Source organism: Paraburkholderia megapolitana (genome assembly GCF_007556815.1).
Lineage (GTDB): Bacteria > Pseudomonadota > Gammaproteobacteria > Burkholderiales > Burkholderiaceae > Paraburkholderia > Paraburkholderia megapolitana.
Genome location: NZ_CP041745.1, coordinates 680,783 through 698,782 on the forward strand (window position 1 = coordinate 680,783; position 18,000 = coordinate 698,782).

Here is an 18,000-nt window from a genome sequence, read left to right on the forward strand (position 1 = left end):
TGCCGATTTTAGGCATCGTCGGTACGTTGGACTTTGAACGTTTGTGAATTCGGCGCAGAAAATAGTTGTCTATACAAATTTGACCACATACAGTCAGTCGTTTCGAAACCGCCGCACTCGAAAGGACTGTCATGGCTGCACCCACCCACGAAGCGCAGGAGCGCACCGTCGTCGAACGTCGGACGATCGACTACATTCCCGATGCCGAACGTCATGGCCATCTGATCAGCCAGTTCACGCTGTGGCTTGCAGCCAACCTGCAGATCACCGCGATCGTTACCGGCGCTCTCGCTGTGGTGCTGGGTGGCGATGTGTTCTGGTCGCTGGTGGGACTGCTGCTCGGCCAGGTACTCGGCGGCGCGGTGATGGCGCTGCATGGCGCGCAAGGCCCGCAACTCGGCCTGCCGCAGATGATTTCGAGTCGCGTGCAGTTCGGCGTGTATGGCGCAGTGATTCCGATCGTGCTCGTGTGTCTGATGTACGTCGGCTTCTCGGCGAGCGGAACGGTTCTCGCCGGCCAGGCCGTCGCGCAACTGCTGCATGTGGGCGACGAGGCCGGAATTGTTCTGTTCACGGCGGTCATCGTTGCGTTCACGGTGTTCGGATACCGGCTGATTCATACGGTCGGGCGCATTGCGAGCGTGATCGGTGTGATCGCGTTCGTGTACCTGTTCGCGCAACTGCTGATCGGGCACGACGTCGGGCAACTGTTAGCGATCCGTCATTTCTCGATCAGCAGCTTCCTGCTGGCCATCTCGCTGTCGGCGTCGTGGCAGATTGCATTCGGTCCTTATGTCGCCGACTACTCGCGCTATCTGCCGCGCACGACTTCTCCGCGCAAGACGTTCTGGCTGATCGGCGCCGGTTCGGTGCTGGGCGCGCAGACCTCGATGACGTTCGGCGTGTTTGCCGCGGCGCTCGCCGGCAAGCAGTTCTCCGGGCATGAGGTGTCGTTCGTCGTCGGGCTCGGCGCGACAGGCGCGATCGCCGCGCTGCTGTACTTCGCGATTGCGTTCGGCAAGATCACGATCACGACGCTCAACGCGTATGGCAGCGTGATGTCGGTGGCGACGATCGTCAGCGGTTTTCGTGGCGACAACCGCTTTTCGCAACGCGGGCGGCTCGCGTATGTCGTCGTGATGATCGGCGCGGCGATGTGGCTCGCGCTCGCGGGGCGTCACGCGTTCCTGAAAGAGTTCTCATCGTTCATCCTGTTCCTGCTCGCGTTCTTCACGCCGTGGAGCGCGATCAATCTCGTTGACTACTACTTCATCACACGCGACCGCTACGACGTGCCCGCGCTATACGATCCGAACGGACGCTACGGCCGTTGGAACGCGACCGGGATCGCCGTCTATGTGATCGGCGTGGTCGTACAACTGCCGTTCATATCGAGCGGCTTCTATACCGGACCGTTCGTCGACCGGCTCGGCGGCACGGATATTTCGTGGATCGTCGGGCTTGTCGTACCCGCGCTCCTTTACTTCTGGCTTGCACGCCGGGCGCAGCGCAGCATGCCCGCTCACCTGATCCTGCCGCACGATCCGGCGCACGCCGATGCGAAGTGGGAAGGCGAAACCGTCGCGAAGTAGGCGATCGGTTCTGGCTCTTCGACAGGCGCAACGACCGGCGAATCCGCGCTTCCAGGCGGTGCGCGGACTGCCAGGGCGCGCCCGGCTCGACGTGCATCCAGCACGCAAATCCTGCGAAATCTCATCGAAATCGCATGGTATATAGCCCAACATGCCGTATGATTCGACGCCGCGCAGGCTTTGCGGCAGCCAGTCGGAACCCGGCGAAAAGCCCGCCGGAGGCCGATCCTGGCGGTAGGGCTGGCGTCCTTGCCACGATCCTCAGGCTTGTGCAATGCAGGCCGGTTGGGTTACGGTATGGACGGGCTCTGTCTCTGCCCAGCGTCTGAGAGCGCAGGCGCCACCGCAGATCAAGGGTGTCCTGGCAGCGGATTGCCATTGAACCGAACATGACCACCACGGAGATTCCATGAACAAGCAGGAACTGATCGACGCTGTGGCAGCGTCCACAGGTGCGAGCAAATCGTCCACCGGAGAAGCCATCGATGCGGTAATTCACGCCATTACCCAGGCGGTTGCCTCGGGTGACGGTGTACAGCTCGTCGGCTTCGGTTCTTTCAGCCAGGGCTCGCGTGCTGCGAGAACCGGGCGTAACCCCGCCACGGGCGCCACCATCAACATCGCCGCGGCAAAAACAGTGAAGTTCACCCCGGGCAAGGCATTCAAGGACGTAGTGAACAGCTAGTCCAGCGGCCATTCGCTCGATGAGCCGTCTGGTCGTCGTTTCCAACCGCACTGCCGACCCGCGCAAGACCGCAGCGGGCGGGCTGGCAGTCGCGGTGCGGGAAAGCCTGCAGCAGACCGGCGGTTTATGGTTCGGCTGGAGCGGGAAAATCCGCGGCGAGACGGACGCAGCAGCCGGCCAACCCGATGTACGCGTACAGACGACAGGCAGCGTTACGCTCGCCACGCTCGATCTCGATCAGCGCGACTACGAAACCTACTATCTCGGCTACGCAAACGATGTTTTGTGGCCGGTGTTTCACTACCGGCTCGACCTCGCCAACTTCGATGTCCGCTTCGCGGCCGGCTACCGGCGCGTCAACCAGCTGTTTGCGCGCAAGCTGATGCCGCTGTTGCGGCCCGACGATCTCATCTGGGTTCACGACTACCACCTCATTCCGCTCGCGGCCGAACTGCGCGCGATGGGATGCACGAACCGCATCGGTTTCTTCCTGCATATTCCGATGCCGCCGCCGCTCATCATGGCGGCGATTCCCGAGCACGAGTGGTTGATGCGCTCGCTGTTCGCTTACGACCTCGTGGGTTTTCAGGCCGAAGCCGACGTCACGCATTTCGCGCACTACGTCGAATCGGAAGCTCAGGCGCACCGGCTGGAGCCGGGTCGTCTGCGGGCGTTTCAGCGCACGCTGCGTGTGGGCGCGTATCCGATCGGTATCGATGTCGACGAATTCGCGGGGCTCGCACAAGGGAAGGAAGGGCGCGAGATGTTCGTGCGCATGCGCGAGGAGTATTCACGGCGACGTTTGTTGATCGGTGTCGACCGGCTCGATTATTCGAAGGGCTTGCCGCAGCGCGTGCATGCGTTTCGCGAACTGCTTGCGCAATATCCGGAGAATCACAACAGCGCGACGTTGATCCAGATTGCCTCGCCAAGCCGCGAGGACGTCGGTGCCTACGACGATCTGCGCCGGCAGATGGACAGCCTGTGTGGCGAGATCAACGGCGACTACGGAGAACTCGACTGGATGCCGGTGCGCTACATTCACCGCAATGTTGCGCGCAAGCGTCTGCCGGGGTTGTACCGCGCGAGCCGCGTCGCGCTCGTCACGCCGCTGCGCGACGGCATGAACCTCGTCGCGAAGGAGTTCATCGCGGCGCAGGACCCGGCCGATCCTGGCATGCTCGTGCTGTCGCGCTTTGCCGGTGCAGCCGAACAGTTGACCGACGCGTTGCTCGTCAATCCCTACGACGCGCAAGGCACCGCGCAGGCGATCCAGCGCGCGCTGACGATGCCACTCGACGAACGCATCAACCGGCATACGCGGCTCACGCAGCGGATTCGCGAACACGATGTGCACTGGTGGTGCGCGAGCTTTCTCGAAGCGCTCGAGCACAGCGGGCAGGAACACGACTCCTGACGCGATCTGCCATGCCGACCGTACAATCCGACATTTCCCGGATCTGAGGGTGCCGTGACGCATAGCGCGGGAGCCACGAAGACGTCATATTCGCTACGGGCGGCCGTGCTTCGAACGGTCGTATCGGGTGCGATTCTCAACGTCTTTGCGATCGTGCTCGCCTACTTCGCTTACTGGTGCGATCTCGGTATGTCGCTGCTGCCCGGACGGATCAGTATTGCGATCGCAGCGGTGTGCCTGGGCGGACCGCTGCTGATGCTGCTGATGTTTCGTCGTTCGACGAGCCTCGTGGTGGTGGGCATCGTGAAGCTGCTCGGCGCGCTGTCGATCTACGCGCTGTTCGGCGTCACGTTCTACTTCTTCTTTTTCGCCTTCGCACCGATGCCGGATCGCGCGCACCTCGTGGGTCTCGCCCTGGGCGCGGCGTTGACGGGCTACTGGCTAGGCTTTTCGTATTTCGATCTGCGCCGCTTCATCAAGCACTCGACATTCGTCGAGCGGGCCTTCGATGCGTCGGGCAACGCAATCGTTTGTGACGACAGGCTCTTCGAAATATTCGAAGACATGTACGAGCAGAAGAGCGCTTTCTCGATCTGGCATACGCGCATCGTGATGGCGATCGTGCCGGTTCTACTCGTGCCGTATCAGGTGGCGACGTTTTTCTTCGGTACGCAAGGGTTGCTGTTCTTTGTCGCTGCGATTACGTTCCCGGTTTCCTTGTGGATTGTCGGCGCGATGCTGCGGATCGCGACGGTCATGATCCTGGTGCCGGCGACGCTGCAGCGGCAATCGGGCAAGCGAGTGTTGCTTGGGCCTACGGCCTGGTTCTAGCCGCCACAATCGACATCCCCCGCACCCATATGATCGAAGCCGGTCAGAGACACATCCGTGAGCCCCTTACCCGGCTGCTGGATATCCGTACTCATCACATTGACCGGTAGCGAAGCCGCCTGTGCGTCGGGAAGGCCGAATGCGCGGCGCGCGATCGGTTCAGCAAACGTTCCTCGCAACGTGACGCTCACTTGCTGAAGCTCGCCATGTTCCCAGCTCAGTTCGACATGCGTTGCGAGCGGATGCACCCGCGCGGCCAGCGAGTCAGGAAAGGTCGGCCCTTCGTAGTAGGCCCGCGTGTTCTTGCATGGATCCCCCTGATTGCTATAACGCTTCATCGCGCAGTTGAAGCGCTTGTCGCGATGACCGAAGGTCTTCTCCATGTAACAGCCGAAATCGCGCGCGGACATACGCGGCCATGCCACGAGATTGACGGATGAAGGCGCGAGCTGCGCACTCGCAGCAACGGTCGTGGCAAAGCCTGGCCCCGGCATCATGAGAACGCCAAGTGTGAAGGCCGCGATTCTGCGGGCAGTGGGTCGGGTCATGGTCTACCTCGAAGATGGCGAACAAAGCGACACCCCGTGTTTCGCTTCGCGCAAAAGATGCATGGTAACTGCGACGAACCCTACAGTTTGCTATCGGCTGCGGGATTGTCGCGCGGGTGAGGTCTGCGATCAACATGTGCCGCCTGTCAAGCGGTCTGGCGCGTGATAACGATCTAAGAATTCGTTTGTTCTCCGCTCCCTGCGATTCCCTTATCGTTCGTGCCGATATCCAGACTAACGACGACAACTACGGGAATCCGGTCATGAAGCGCATCACTTCGCTCGCACTACCTGCCACGCTGCTGCTTTCCGCCACTGCGCACGCGCAGAGCAGCGTAACGCTGTACGGCATCGTCGATGCCGGCATTGCCTATGTGCACAACGCGCAGGGCAGCAACGGCACAAACCAGTCGACACTCGTCAAGTTCAGCAGCGGCAACATGTCCGGCAGCCGCTGGGGGCTCAGAGGTACCGAGGACCTCGGCGGCGGATTGTCGACCGTGTTCCAGCTTGAGAACGGCTTCAACGTCGGTACCGGTGCGCTCGGCCAGGGCGGACGCGAGTTCGGACGTAAGGCGGTGGTCGGCCTGTCGAGCAACCAGTGGGGCACGGTCACGCTGGGCCGCCAGTACGACCCGATCGTCGATCTCGTACAGGGCCTCACCGAAGACAACTACTTCGGCGGTGCGTTCGGCACGCCGGGCGACCTCGACAACTACGACAACAGCTTGCGTGTCAGCAATTCGGTCAAGTATGTGAGCCCGTTGTATGCAGGCTTTCAGGTCGAGGCGCTGTACGGCCTGGGTGGCGTGGCCGGTGCAACCGGCAGCGGGCGCACCTACAGCTTCGGCGCGGCGTACACGAACGGGCCGCTCGCGCTCGGCGCGGGTTACTTCTACGCCAACGGCGGCAACACACTTACTAACGGTCTGCGCACCTGGAGCAGCAGCTCCGACAGTCTCTTCAACACGGTGATCAATCAAGGTTTTGCGAGCGCGAAATCGATTCAGATCGTGCGCGTGGGCGGGCAGTATGCGATCGGCGCGGCGACGCTCGGCGCCGCCTATTCGAACACGCAGTACGGCAGCGATTCGGCATCGGTGTTCCATGAGAATGCGAAGTTCAACAGCGGCTCGGCGTTCTTCAACTATCAGTTCACGGCGGCGGCGCGTGCGGGTATCGGCTACAACTACACGGCGTTGACCGGCCCGACTTCGGCGCATTATCACCAGGTCAATCTCGGCGCCGACTATGCGTTATCGAAGCGCACCGAACTGTATGCGCTATTTGGCTATCAGAAGGCGAGCGGCAAGACGCTCAATGCATCGGGTGCGGTGGTGAGCGCGCAGGCATCGGTCGGCGACTTCGGTGTCAATTCGGGGACCAACAGCCAGGAAGTAACCGCAGTCGGTATTCGTCACCGGTTCTGATCTGATTTGAGTCGAGCTGCTGTTGCGCCGTCTGAAGGATTCACGGCGGCGTGGCATCATCGATCCTGCCGACCGTGGCTGCGAGGCAACGTACTACTCCGCGGCCACTGCGCTGCAACCCGCGTGTGAACATCCGCCGATCCGGCGATATTTCAGTCCAGGAGAGAGCAGCACCATGAGCGAAGCTATCTATGACATTCCGGTGAAGTCGATCGACGGCACCGAACTCACGCTCGACCAGTTCAAGGGTCGCGCACTACTGGTGGTTAACGTTGCGTCGAAATGCGGTTTGACGCCGCAATACGACGGGCTCGAGAAGCTCTACGAACAGAAGCGCGCTGCAGGTCTCGAAGTGCTGGCGTTTCCGGCCAACAACTTCAAGGGGCAGGAGCCGGGCAGCGACGACGAAATCAAACAGTTTTGCAGCACGACGTATGACGTGACCTTTCCGCTGTTCTCGAAGATCTCCGTGGTCGGCGAGGACCAGCATCCGCTGTATGGCGCACTGACCGCGGCGCAACCGGATGCATCGGGCGACGGTCCGTTTCGCGAGCGGCTGAAGGGCTACGGTATTGCGCCGAACCCTGCCCCGATGTGTTGTGGAATTTCGAGAAATTTCTCGTGAGCCGCGACGGCCGCGTGATCGGGCGTTTTGCGCCGGACATTACCGCCGACGATCCGCGTCTCATCGAAGCGATCGATGCGGAGCTGACGCGCGGCGCATAAGTCGCGTGTGAATTGCGTGTGAATGCTGTGTGTGCAGATTGACTGGGTGGTGTCTCGCAGCGACTGGAGACACTACCCGCTTACGATGAATCAAACCGTCGCACCGCTACAGACAGCGAATACAACGAAGTATTGGCGGTAATAAACAGCCGGTTGCGCAACGCACCGCCGAACGTCAGATTCGCAACCACTTCAGGCGTCAGGATCTTGCCGAGCAGTTCGCCGTCGGGCGTATAGCAATGCACACCGTCGTGCGCACTGGTCCACACATTGCCATGTTCGTCGATGCGCATGCCGTCGGGCACACCTTGCGCGATCTCGACAAACACGCGGCCATTGCGCAGTTTTCCATCGACCACATCGAAGACGCGAATGTGGTGCGGCGCGCCCTCGATATGCGAGGCAGCCGAATCGGCGATGTAGAGGCGCGACTCATCCGGTGAAAACGCGAGACCATTCGGCTTGACGAAATCGTCGGCAACCAGCGTGACTTCGCCGTTATGAGGCGAGATGCGATAGACATTGCAACGACCGATCTCGCTTTCCGCAATACCGCCCTCGCGATCGCTCAGAATGCCGTAGTCGGGGTCCGTGAACCAGATCGTGTCGTCGGACTTGATCACGACATCGTTTGGCGAGTTGAGTCGCTTGCCATGGTAGGCCGAGGCCAGCACGGTGATGGTGCCGTCGTGCGCGGTGCGGGTAACGCGGCGCGTGCGGTGTTCGCACGTCACCAGCCGGCCATCGCGGTCGCGCGTATTGCCGTTGGAAAAATTCGAATTCGCGCGAAACGTGCCGACGCCCATGCCCGGTACCCAGCGCAGCATGCGACTGTTCGGAATGTCGCTCCAGACGAGATAGTCACCGGCCGGAAAATAGACCGGACCTTCGGCCCACAGACAATCGCCGTAGAGCTTCTCGAGCGGTGCATCGGGTAGCAGCAGCGCGCGAAACCGGGCGTCGTGAATTTCGAAATCGTGTGCATGCATGGCGGTTATCGTCCGTTGTAAAAGCAGTCGGGGTAATCAGCGCGCGGTGCGGCCGCCGGCCGCGACGACCACAGCGATGATCAACACACCGTAGGCGATCGAGCGTATGCCCGCGCCCGCACCGAGTGCGTTGAGTACGGCATTGGTGAGAAACAGGAACATCGACGCGCCCCATACACCGGTCACGGTCGCGCGCCCGCCGGTTACCAGTGTGCCGCCGATCACGACAACCGCAATCGAGATCAGCATGTACTCGACGCCCATGTCGAGCGTCGCGCCGCCCGACACCGCTGAGAGCAGCACGCCCGTGAACGCGGCGATCGCACCCGATAGAAGGTAGACCGCGCAGCGCATCTTTTCTACGCCGACACCGGCGAGCCACGCAGCACGCGGATTCTGGCCGACGGCGGAAAGACCGCGCCCGAACACGCTCAGATGCAGCAGGATCGCGATCGCCACCGACAGCACTAGGGCAATCAACGCGAGATGCGGCACGCCGAGCAGGCGCCCGTTGGCGAACGCTTCGAGTGCGGCGGGCGGCGCGTTCATGACGTGGCTCTGTGTGATCGCAAGCGACTGCACGATGAAACTCGACGAGAGCGTCGCGATGATCGGCGGAATGCGCAGGGTGCGGATCAACAGATAATTCGCGAACCCTACTGCGATGCCGGACGCAACTGCCGCAGCGAAACCGGCAACGACACCGCTCGAAGCCATCACGTGCATGCCGATCATGCCGGCGAGCGCGATGACCGATGGCACGGACAGATCGATATTGCCCGGCCCCGATGTGATGACGAGCATCTGCGCGAGACCGACCAGCACCATGAACGTACCGAACACGAGGGCCGTCAGCACGACATTGCCGGCGATCGACAAGCCGAACACGCTCGCAATGACCACGCCGACAATCGCCGCACCGGCGAACGACCATGCCCATGGTGCGCGCAACACTCGCAGGCGCCCACCGCTTGCTACGAGGCCCGACACGGGGGCGGCAGCGGCTTCGGACTGCAATGGCGACGGCGCATTCATCGGCGGTCTCCCCGACGTTGCAGTACGACGCGCAGCGACAGCACGACGATCAGGATCGCGCCTTGCATGCCGACCTGCCAGTCGGGCGCGATGTCGAGAAAGGCGAGGAACGACGCGGCGATGGTCAGCGTGATCGCACCGAGCACGGCACCCCACACCGAGACGCGGCCACCGACGAACTCGCCGCCGCCGAGTATCACGGCCGCGATCGAGAGCAGCGTGTAGCGGAGTGCGAGATTGGAGTCGGCGGAAGTGGTGAGGCCGAGCAGCGAGAGTCCCGCCAGCACGCCGAAGATACCGGCGATGCCGTACAGGATCGCGCGGCTTTTGATCATCGACCAGCCGAAGCGGCTCATCGCACGCGGATTACCGCCGGCGGCCCGCACACGTACGCCTGCCGACGAACGCATCAACAGCAGATGCCCGACGAGCGCGATCGCCACCGACCACACGACAGGTGCCGCGATCAGCGGCGTCTGGAATGTCATGAGACTGGTGAGCCACGCGGGACTTGTCCCGCCGGGCGAAGGCAGCAGCAACACCGCGAGCCCGGTCCAGACGAACGACAGGCCGAGCGTGACGACGATCGACGGTATCTGACGGTACTCGATCAGTGCGCCTATCGCGGCATACAGCAGCACGCAGCCGGCCAGTGCGGCAACGCCGAGCCACGGTTCGCGCACGAGCAGCGTCGCACCGATACACGCCGTGAGACTCACGAACGAACCGATCGATAGATCGAGATCGTTGACGGTGATGACGGCCAGTTGTGCGAGCGTCGCAAAGACGATCGGCACCGCGAGGTTGAGCAGCAGGCCAAGGCCAAAATAGCTAAACGTAGCGGGCTGCAGGATGAAGATCGGTACGAGGATCGCAATCAGCGAAAACAGCGGCAGCAGGGCGCGCAGCGGTACCTGTCGCAACATTGCGGCGGACGATGCCACGCGGCTCATGCAGCGCGCTCCTCGAAACTGGCGGCGAGCAGCGTTTCTTCATCGCATTCTTGCGCATCGAGTACGCGGTTGACGCGACCGGAACGGAACACGTACGCACGATCGCAGTGCGCAAGTTCGTCGTTTTCCGTGGTGTACCAGATGAACGTGCGCCCGCGTGCCGCTTCGCTGCGCACGAGTTGATAGATGTCGTGCTTGGTGCCGATGTCGACGCCGCGCGTGGGATCGTCCATCAGGATCAGGTCGGCGTCCGAAGCCAGGGCGCGGGCGAACAGCACTTTCTGCTGGTTGCCACCGCTGAGAGAAAGGATGCCCGCGTTCATTGCCGCACCGCGAATCCCGATCTTCGTTTGCCAGTCGCTAGTGAGCGCGCGTGCGCCATTTGCGTCGACGAACAGGCGCTTGCGCCGTCCTGGTTGCGCTCCGTTGAGCCAACGCAATACCAGGTTCTCGCTGATCGACCAGAGCGGAAACACACCGTCGCTTGCGCGGTCGCCTGCGACGAAGGCGACGCGCTGTTGCGCACCGCGTCGCGTGGCGCTTCGATAGATGGCCAGCAGCGCTTCGGTCTGGCCTTGTCCCGCGAGACCGGCAAAACCGATGATCTCGCCGCGTGTGGCTTCGATCGTCGAGCGTCGTGCAGCGGGGCCGATGTGCCAGGTGAAGTGCGCGGCCTCGCGTGGCGCGCGATTCGCTGCACGTGTCTGAGGATCGGCTTCCACGTGCTGCCCCATCGCGCGAACGATGGCTTCCTGCGTGAGCCCTGCGCGCGGCAGCAGCGCCGCAGTCGTACCGTCGCGCATCACGAGCACACGGTCGGCCACGCGTTCGATCTCGCCGAGCATATGGCTGATCAAAATGCAGGTAATGCCTCGCTGCGCGACTGCTCGAACGAACGTCAGCAACTGTGCGGCAGTATGTCCATCGAGACTCGACGTCGGCTCGTCGAGAATCACGAGTCTCACCGGTGCGCGCACGACCGTGAACGCCCGCGCGATCTCGACCATCTGGCGCTGCGTGAGCGTCAGATCGGCCACCAGCTCAGCGCCGTTCAATCCATGACCGGGGAAGATTTCATCGAGTTGTTCGCGCATCAGCGCGGTCGCTTTCTTGCGCCAGCCGTATCCCTTGAGTTCGGGATGCAGGATGCACATGTTCTCGGTCACTGAGAGATTCGCGCAGAGCGACAGCTCTTGAAAAACGCAGCGGACACCGGCTTCGCGTGCGGCGTTGGCGTCGTAGTGCGCAACGGGGCGGTCATGTACCGACAGCGTGCCTTCATCGGGTGTGTAGACACCGGCCAGTACCGCCATCAGCGTGGACTTGCCCGCGCCGTTGTGTCCGGCGATGCCGACACATTCGCCGCTGCGAAAGATGAAGTCGATACCGCTCAGTGCCTTGACCTGCCCAAAGGTCTTGCCGATGCCGGCGAGACCGATCAGTGCGACGCCCGGGCGACTGTCAGCGACCACGATGTGTGTTCTCCGTCGTCAGTGGGCGGTGTGCTATTGAGCCTCGACGATCTTGATGACTTCGTCGCGCGTGTATTCCTTGTTGGCGAGCGAGCCGGGCGGCGTCTTCGCGAGGACCGCATCGAGTTCTTCCGCCTTGACTTCGAGCAGCGGCATGCGGATGTCGTGCGGCAGCTTCTTGCCCGCGAGCAGTTGCTGCGCGACCCAGAACGCGAACGTCGACGCACCTGGCGGGATCGTCACGGACATCGTCTGATAGCCGCTCTTGCGTTGCTGCGCCCACCACGCGAGTTCTTCCTGACGGTTACCGAGAATGATGATTGGCGTGGGACGTCCCGCTTCTGCAAACGCCTTCGCCGCGCCGAAACCGTCGCCGCCCTGAGTGACGACCGCATCGATTTTCGGCAACGTCGGCAGAATGCCGGCGACCTGTTTCTGCGCCACCGTCTGCGTCCAGTCGCCATGCACCGAGCCGACCAGCTTGAGACCCGGATATTTTTTCAGCTCGTCGACGATGCCCGCATGAATCTCGTCGTCGACCGACACGCCGGCCAGGCCGCGAATTTCTAGCAGGTTACCGTTGCCGTTCAGGCGTTTCGCCAGGTAGTCGACCTGCATCGAACCGAGCTTGCGGAAGTCGACGGCGATCCGGTATGCGCAGGGTTCGGTAGCAATGCCGTCGAATGACACCACCGTGACGCCCACACCGCACGCCTGCTTGATGACGCCATTGAGCGCAGCAGGCGAAGCGGCATCGACGACGATCGCCTTGAAGCCTTGCAGGATCAGGTTCTGCATCTGCTGAACCTGCTCGGTTGCCTGACTCTCCGCGGTGGTGAAAGTCGGTGCGGCTGCAACGATCTTCTGCTTGACCGCGGCATCGGCGACGTTCGACCAGCTCTTGAGCATCATCTGACGCCAGCTGTTGCCCGCGTAGTTGTTGGACAGCGCGATCTTCACCGACGATGTGTCGCGGGTCGCCGTCTGTGCGCCGGCAAAGCTCGCCATGCCGAGACATAACAGCGCGACGGCAAGCGTGCTGCAGGCAACTCTGGTTCTCATTCCTCGTCTCCTGATTACCTGCTAGCGGCGCCTGGCGCCAGGGTCGGCGCACGACGTGGCAAACCGCCCCAAAACGGGTTTGTATGTATTTATTGATGAATCTGATGTTCTCCTGTGAACAATTTGGCGTCAATAGTTCTCGTCGCTGGGACTTTCCCTGGCGCTATGGTGTTGGCTGAAGGTGAATGCAGGCGGCCTGCGGCGCGACAGGGTGCAGACGATTCCGGCGCTCAACCGTAAGCATCGAGCCACGCGGCAATCTGGGCGTCGGCCTGGCGCGGCGTGACGGTCTCGCCGCTGGCGAGCACTTCGCCGGTCGCGGACGCAAACGCCTGTTCGTCGTCTTCGGCGTCGTCTTCCTCGATGGTCCAGCGATAGTCCACATGATCCGCAATCGGAGAAGGGCCGCCGACGATGCACACGCGGTAGCCGTCGACCAGTGCGACGAAGCCGGTGTCGGTGGCGGTGTAGGTGTAGCGCATGAAAAAGCTCCGGAGGAAGGGGAGAGGTGCGCAGCCGGTGCGCTCTGTCACCGGGTCGATTCTAGATTGATTGTCCGCGCAACGATGTGGGAACTGCCGGGACGTGTCTGTTTCATGAAACAACACTCAAGCGTATGAGCCTGGTTTCAGAACGATTTTCTAAAAATCGCCGGATCGATTTTGTAATGACATTGAATGCTACAGATGAGCGCTGGATAAGCACTGACGGATCGACTATCTTTAGCGTCACCCGATGCGCATATATCTGAATACCACGGAGGAACGCATGGCAATTACGAGGCAGGTCATCACGTCGCTGCAGCGCGACGGCACCGATATGCTCGGCACACGCAGTCTCGCTGTCAAGATCGTCGACGACAGCATTGTGTCCGGCTCGCTGCTCACCGTCGAAAGCAATCATTTCTGCGTGCTCAAATCGCGCGGTGCGGTTTTGAATGTTTACGAAACCGGCCAATATGCGCTGACCACACCCGATAAACCGATATTGGGCTCGATTGCGCAGGGTTTTTTCGGCGGCGCATCGCCGTGGATTTTCGAAGTCATTTACGTGAACCGTTCCAAACTGCTGGTGCGCAGCCAGGGTGTTGCGACCAGCGCGGAAATGGCCGAAATGGCGTATCAGGTCGATTACTACATTCATATCGATTCGAAGGAAGCGGCGCTCGATCTGATTACGCATCTGCCGTTCAACGGCCATGTGATCGATACGCAGGAAGTCGCCGATTACGCGAGCCCGGCGATCGAGCAGGCGATCAACCAGATCGTGCAGGTCACGAAGATGGAAAACATCAACGAACACATCAACGAGATCCGCGAATCGGTGAAGACGCATCTGGCCGATTTCCTGCGCATCTTCGGCATCATGCTGAACGACCTGAAGGTGCTGATCGTGCCGAAGGACGAACGGATGCGCGAACTGATCTCGCTACAGGCAATCGGCCTTACGCCGATCGAAGCGGTCCGTTACTACCTCGCGCTGCGCATGGCCGAGAAGGGCCTCGTATCCGCGCCCAATGCGGCTGCGGGATTGCCCTTCCAGATCGGCAGTCCGGCCACCGGGATCTATCCGGTGACGGCCGGCACGGGACTGACAGGACCCACCTGATCATGAGCCAGGACTTCTACGACGAAGGGGCGCTGCGGCAGGCCGCGATCAATCTGTTTCACGGCTGGGGCTACAACTTCTATCGCAAGGAGAACCAGCTGCGCGCCGACGATCAACTGGTGCGCAGCAAGGCGGGCTGGCTGCTCGGCACCGCGCGCGCGACGGTAGAGGCCGCCGAGGCCGCGTACCGTCGCGAGTTCTTTCCGACACCGACGCGCGAGAAGCCGTTTCCCGACCCGGCGCTCGCCGCCGATGCGCGCAAGCTCGAGCGGCTCGCGGCGGATATCGGTGTGATCGGCGGCCGGCTGCAGGCGCAGCCGGTGCCCGAGAACGATCGCATGACGCAGCGCTATCGCAACGAAGCGGGCACGCTTGAGGCGCTGATCGGTTGGGACGAGCGGCTCGTGGGCCAGTGCGCGCTGCTGAACGCGCTGACCGATGGGCGCACGGGCGTCTGGATGCTCGAGCATCTCATCGAACTGCAGGAGGGGCTGACTGCGCTCCAGCAGACACTGCGTAGCCGGGAAGCGGTGTTGCACGATCGCGCTGGGTAGCGCGTCGCGGGTAACGGCGGATGGCACGCGAGCGGTGTTGCTTCGTGCAGCACCGGGGGAAACATCGATACATTCAATGCACGGCGCGGTCGCACGCCGTTCTCCAATAACGTTCGAGGTGCGGCATGGAAGCGCTTGTAGTTGTCGTGGTTCTGGCTGTCGTCGGTCTGGCAATTTTCCTGTCGGTCCGGCGCTCGACAAAACGGACGCGCGCGAGAGAGCGCGAGTTCGAGTCGGTGGTGAATACCAGTTTCGGCAAGAACAGCGCGTTTCAGTCGCAAGTCAGCGCAGCGGTTGCCGACGCGCTCGCGAAGGCATCTGCGTCGGGGACGACGACAGGCGCGGGGCTCAGTGCGGCGGCGGTTGCCGATCTGTTCGCGAAAGCGAGGTCATTGGGGACTTCTGAGGGTGAGGAGTCCAGCAGCGAGACATCGGTCGATAGATCGATGCTTGGTGTGGCAGAAGTGCTGTCGGTGTTGTCGTTCACGGGCAGCCCGGAGGCGCAGCTCGAACTCGATGCGATCGGTGCGCCTAAGCGTCGGGTGACGATGAGTGTGCCGGAAGGGGCATCGGTGACGCGCGGCGACCGCCTTTACGTCGTGCTCGATTCGGACGATCCGTCGAAGGTCTCGCTTGCACCCACATCGCTGACCGGTGGGCAGACGCCGCCCGAAGGCGCGAACCGGCTCGATCCGCTGGTGCTTTGGCCGCAGATCCTGCGGGCTGGCGACAAGGCGAAGGGCGTCGTGAAGTCGGCGGAAATCATGCCGCTGGGCAATCCGTTGCTCGAGTCGCGCGGCCTCAGCAAATGGAATCTCGAGATCGAGGTCACGCCTCAGGGTGGCTGGCCGTATCGCGCGGAACTGACTACTACCTTGTCGACGCCCGAGAAGGCCGCGCGTATCGCGCACGCCGGTGCGGAACTGCCGCTGCGGGTCGATCCCAACGACCCGAAGACCATCGCAATCGACCCGATCGAAATGGGTTACGGCGATCCCTCTGAAGCGCTGAAATCGGCTGGACCGTTCGTGACCACGAAGGTGACCCGTTTCACGACTACCGGACCGGCGAGCGGTCATACGGTGATCCTGATGAGCGCCGGGCGCAACAAGATCAGCGTGATCAAGGAGGTGCGCGAACTTCTTGGGCTGGATTTGAAAGATGCGAAGGACCTTGTCGAATCCGCGCCGCAGAAGCTAAAGGACTATGCATCGACCGACGAGGCGCAGTTCGCGAGACAGCGTCTTGAAAGTGCGGGCGCGACGGTGGTTGTGGTCTAGAGATCGGCGCAGAGCGCGGGCGTTGGCTATCATGGACGGATCCTGCGAACAACTGGACGGACCTGGTATGAATCTCGCCGACTTCGATACGCTGACGTTCGACTGCTACGGAACCTTGATCGACTGGGAGACTGGCATCCTCGATGGGCTGCGGCCTCTTCTGGAACGCGTCAAGCGGCCTCTGACGCGCGATCAGGTGCTCGAAGCGCACGCGCGGCACGAAGCGTCGCAACAGATCTACACCCCTGCGAAGCGATACCAGGAACTGCTCGCGATCGTCTACAAACGGCTAGCCGAGGAATGGCAGGTCGCTGCCACGCTTGCCGAATGCATCGCATACGGCAAGTCGATACAGAACTGGCCGGCATTCGAAGATTCACCGGGCGCGCTGCAATATCTGAAGAAGCACTACAAGCTTGTCATTCTGTCGAACATCGATAACGAGAGCTTTGCCTATAGCAATGCAAAACTGCAGGTGGAATTCGACGGGGTGATCACAGCCGAGGACGTCGGGTCCTACAAGCCATCGCTACGCAATTTCGAATACCTGCTGGAAAAACTCGGCGATCGCGGAATTCGCAAAGAAAAGATCCTGCATACGGCGGAGAGTCTGTTCCACGATCACAAGCCCGCGAATGAACTGGGCCTCGCATCGTGCTGGATTAATCGCCGGCACGCGAAGCAGGGGTTCGGCGCAACGCTGAATCCGGGAACGCAGCCGACGTTCGATTTTCGCTTCGATAGCATGGGCGACCTGGTGAAGGCGCATCAGCAGGGCTCGCAACAGCAGTAAGTTCAGACCTTCAATTGCGTGCCGCTTGTGTGCCGCTCGTGCGGTGGTGTGCGAGCGGGTTGTTGCGCCCTTGACGCCCGATACCTCACGATCCCGCTTTCCCTCAATCCGCGGGCTCACCGCGCCTGCCGCGCATTTTGCAATTGTTCACAACGCGATAGCGCGCATTTCGGTTACCTTTCACCAGCCTGAAAAACGTCGGTAGACGGTCTTCGGACTGAATCGACATCTCAAGCCGGTTTAACAATCACGTCGGGTTGTTTGTGGCGCATCGGACAGCGAAGGTCACGAGCGATCCGAACCCGTGCGCTTTAGCAGTGCGCAGATTTAGCAAGGAGATCCCTTTGAAAATAACTAGCACTTACAGCACCCTGATTTCGGCAACGGCGATTGCCATTACCTTGAGTGGCTGCGCGACCGAAGCATCGCGATCACTACCGGTACCGGTTATCAGCAGCGCGCAAACACCGTTTGCCGGCAAGCCAACCGAAATTGCAGTGGGCAAGTTCGATAACCGGTCAAGCTATATGCGCGGCATTTTCTCCGACGGTATCGATCGTCTCGGCGGCCAGGCGAAGACGATTTTGATCACCAGCCTGCAGCAAAGCCGTCGCTTCAATGTGCTGGATCGCGACAATCTTGATGAGATCAAGCAGGAAGCGGGGTTCCTGAAAAAGGCTCAGGCAGTAAAAGGTGCGAATTTCGTCGTGACCGGAGATGTCACCGAGTTCGGACGCAAGGAAGTGGGTGACCAGCAACTGTTCGGCATCCTCGGGCGCGGTAAAGAGCAGGTCGCCTACGCGAAGGTCAACCTCAACATCGTCAACACGACGACCTCCGAAGTCGTCCTGTCGAGTCAGGGCGCGGGCGAATACAGCTTGTCGAATCGCGAGATTATCGGCTTCGGTGGAACCGCCAGCTACGACTCCACGCTAAACGGCAAGGTGCTCGATCTGGCAATCCAGGAAGCGGTTAACCATCTTGTCGAACAGGTCGACGCCGGCGCGCTCAATACGCCGAAGTAA

The 18,000-nt window shown here is 61.5% G+C and carries 18 protein-coding genes; 11 read left to right on the forward strand and 7 right to left on the reverse strand.

What is annotated here, in order from left to right; translation table 11 throughout:
* The first annotated feature begins 131 nt into the window (after positions 1-131).
* From FNZ07_RS16450 to FNZ07_RS16465, 4 genes are all read left to right on the forward strand, one after another.
* The gene (locus tag FNZ07_RS16450; RefSeq protein ID WP_091010054.1) at positions 132-1,592 is read left to right on the forward strand and encodes a purine-cytosine permease family protein; all 1,461 of its coding nucleotides are present in this window, start codon (positions 132-134) and stop codon (positions 1,590-1,592) included.
* Positions 1,593-2,001: 409 nt separating this feature from the next.
* Positions 2,002-2,277, forward strand: a complete 276-nt coding sequence (locus FNZ07_RS16455; protein WP_091010055.1) for an HU family DNA-binding protein — start codon at positions 2,002-2,004, stop codon at positions 2,275-2,277.
* Between the two features lie 19 nt (positions 2,278-2,296).
* Positions 2,297-3,694 (forward strand): alpha,alpha-trehalose-phosphate synthase (UDP-forming), encoded by a 1,398-nt coding sequence (gene otsA, locus FNZ07_RS16460; protein ID WP_091010057.1) that lies wholly within the window; start codon positions 2,297-2,299, stop codon positions 3,692-3,694.
* A 105-nt stretch (positions 3,695-3,799) separates the two neighbouring features.
* The gene (locus FNZ07_RS16465; protein WP_091010059.1) at positions 3,800-4,525 is read left to right on the forward strand and encodes a hypothetical protein; all 726 of its coding nucleotides are present in this window, start codon (positions 3,800-3,802) and stop codon (positions 4,523-4,525) included.
* Here FNZ07_RS16465 and FNZ07_RS16470 read toward each other — a convergent pair.
* On the reverse strand, positions 4,522-5,073 hold the full coding sequence (locus FNZ07_RS16470; protein ID WP_143098034.1) for a hypothetical protein: 552 nt from the start codon (positions 5,071-5,073) through the stop codon (positions 4,522-4,524). The two genes, FNZ07_RS16465 and FNZ07_RS16470, sit on opposite strands and share 4 nt — an antisense overlap.
* Before the next feature lie 263 nt (positions 5,074-5,336).
* On the opposite strand from FNZ07_RS16470, the gene FNZ07_RS16475 reads away from it, so the two are divergent.
* Both FNZ07_RS16475 and FNZ07_RS16480 read left to right on the forward strand, forming a co-directional pair.
* Complete coding sequence (locus FNZ07_RS16475) at positions 5,337-6,503, forward strand: porin (protein WP_091010061.1); 1,167 nt, start codon at positions 5,337-5,339, stop codon at positions 6,501-6,503.
* A 175-nt stretch (positions 6,504-6,678) separates the two neighbouring features.
* A complete protein-coding gene (locus tag FNZ07_RS16480) occupies positions 6,679-7,128 on the forward strand; it encodes a glutathione peroxidase (protein WP_322789496.1) in 450 nt (149 codons plus the stop codon).
* Positions 7,129-7,309: 181 nt separating this feature from the next.
* Here FNZ07_RS16480 and FNZ07_RS16485 read toward each other — a convergent pair whose 3' ends face one another.
* The 6 genes from FNZ07_RS16485 to FNZ07_RS16510 form a co-directional block, all read right to left on the reverse strand.
* A complete protein-coding gene (locus tag FNZ07_RS16485; RefSeq protein ID WP_091010064.1) occupies positions 7,310-8,218 on the reverse strand; it encodes an SMP-30/gluconolactonase/LRE family protein in 909 nt (302 codons plus the stop codon).
* A gap of 36 nt (positions 8,219-8,254) precedes the next feature.
* Positions 8,255-9,235, reverse strand: coding sequence for an ABC transporter permease (locus FNZ07_RS16490; protein WP_407670639.1), 981 nt, complete (start codon positions 9,233-9,235; stop codon positions 8,255-8,257).
* Positions 9,236-9,249: 14 nt separating this feature from the next.
* Complete coding sequence (locus FNZ07_RS16495; RefSeq protein ID WP_245811407.1) at positions 9,250-10,206, reverse strand: ABC transporter permease; 957 nt, start codon at positions 10,204-10,206, stop codon at positions 9,250-9,252.
* Complete coding sequence (locus FNZ07_RS16500; protein ID WP_245811408.1) at positions 10,203-11,678, reverse strand: sugar ABC transporter ATP-binding protein; 1,476 nt, start codon at positions 11,676-11,678, stop codon at positions 10,203-10,205. Before FNZ07_RS16500 ends, FNZ07_RS16495 begins: the two co-directional genes overlap by 4 nt.
* Positions 11,679-11,711: 33 nt before the next feature.
* Positions 11,712-12,740, reverse strand: a complete 1,029-nt coding sequence (locus tag FNZ07_RS16505; RefSeq protein ID WP_091010070.1) for an ABC transporter substrate-binding protein — start codon at positions 12,738-12,740, stop codon at positions 11,712-11,714.
* 230 nt (positions 12,741-12,970) lie between these two features.
* Positions 12,971-13,222 carry a hypothetical protein gene (locus tag FNZ07_RS16510; protein ID WP_091010072.1) on the reverse strand — a complete coding sequence of 84 codons (252 nt, stop codon included), beginning with the start codon at positions 13,220-13,222 and terminating at the stop codon, positions 12,971-12,973.
* 286 nt (positions 13,223-13,508) lie between these two features.
* Between FNZ07_RS16510 and FNZ07_RS16515 the strand changes: the two genes are divergently transcribed.
* The 5 genes from FNZ07_RS16515 (at position 13,509) to FNZ07_RS16535 (ending at position 18,000) form a co-directional block, all read left to right on the forward strand.
* Positions 13,509-14,348, forward strand: a complete 840-nt coding sequence (locus FNZ07_RS16515; RefSeq protein ID WP_091010074.1) for an SPFH domain-containing protein — start codon at positions 13,509-13,511, stop codon at positions 14,346-14,348.
* 2 nt (positions 14,349-14,350) lie between these two features.
* Positions 14,351-14,902, forward strand: coding sequence for a hypothetical protein (locus FNZ07_RS16520; protein ID WP_091010076.1), 552 nt, complete (start codon positions 14,351-14,353; stop codon positions 14,900-14,902).
* A 125-nt stretch (positions 14,903-15,027) separates the two neighbouring features.
* Positions 15,028-16,182 carry a ribosomal protein L7/L12 gene (locus FNZ07_RS33875; RefSeq protein ID WP_211367953.1) on the forward strand — a complete coding sequence of 385 codons (1,155 nt, stop codon included), beginning with the start codon at positions 15,028-15,030 and terminating at the stop codon, positions 16,180-16,182.
* A gap of 67 nt (positions 16,183-16,249) precedes the next feature.
* Positions 16,250-16,975, forward strand: a complete 726-nt coding sequence (locus tag FNZ07_RS16530; protein ID WP_091010077.1) for a haloacid dehalogenase type II — start codon at positions 16,250-16,252, stop codon at positions 16,973-16,975.
* 350 nt (positions 16,976-17,325) lie between these two features.
* The gene (locus FNZ07_RS16535; RefSeq protein WP_372342571.1) at positions 17,326-18,000 is read left to right on the forward strand and encodes a CsgG/HfaB family protein; all 675 of its coding nucleotides are present in this window, start codon (positions 17,326-17,328) and stop codon (positions 17,998-18,000) included.

Coding starts and splice junctions, on each gene's coding strand:
- FNZ07_RS16450 (WP_091010054.1), top strand. CDS start 132: ATGGCTGCACCCACCCACGAAGCGCAGGAGCGCACCGTCGTCGAACGT.
- FNZ07_RS16455 (WP_091010055.1), top strand. CDS start 2,002: ATGAACAAGCAGGAACTGATCGACGCTGTGGCAGCGTCCACAGGTGCG.
- otsA (WP_091010057.1), top strand. CDS start 2,297: ATGAGCCGTCTGGTCGTCGTTTCCAACCGCACTGCCGACCCGCGCAAG.
- FNZ07_RS16470 (WP_143098034.1), bottom strand. CDS start 5,073: ATGACCCGACCCACTGCCCGCAGAATCGCGGCCTTCACACTTGGCGTT.
- FNZ07_RS16475 (WP_091010061.1), top strand. CDS start 5,337: ATGAAGCGCATCACTTCGCTCGCACTACCTGCCACGCTGCTGCTTTCC.
- FNZ07_RS16480 (WP_322789496.1), top strand. CDS start 6,679: ATGAGCGAAGCTATCTATGACATTCCGGTGAAGTCGATCGACGGCACC.
- FNZ07_RS16485 (WP_091010064.1), bottom strand. CDS start 8,218: ATGCATGCACACGATTTCGAAATTCACGACGCCCGGTTTCGCGCGCTG.
- FNZ07_RS16495 (WP_245811407.1), bottom strand. CDS start 10,206: ATGAGCCGCGTGGCATCGTCCGCCGCAATGTTGCGACAGGTACCGCTG.
- FNZ07_RS16505 (WP_091010070.1), bottom strand. CDS start 12,740: ATGAGAACCAGAGTTGCCTGCAGCACGCTTGCCGTCGCGCTGTTATGT.
- FNZ07_RS16510 (WP_091010072.1), bottom strand. CDS start 13,222: ATGCGCTACACCTACACCGCCACCGACACCGGCTTCGTCGCACTGGTC.
- FNZ07_RS16515 (WP_091010074.1), top strand. CDS start 13,509: ATGGCAATTACGAGGCAGGTCATCACGTCGCTGCAGCGCGACGGCACC.
- FNZ07_RS16520 (WP_091010076.1), top strand. CDS start 14,351: ATGAGCCAGGACTTCTACGACGAAGGGGCGCTGCGGCAGGCCGCGATC.
- FNZ07_RS33875 (WP_211367953.1), top strand. CDS start 15,028: ATGGAAGCGCTTGTAGTTGTCGTGGTTCTGGCTGTCGTCGGTCTGGCA.
- FNZ07_RS16530 (WP_091010077.1), top strand. CDS start 16,250: ATGAATCTCGCCGACTTCGATACGCTGACGTTCGACTGCTACGGAACC.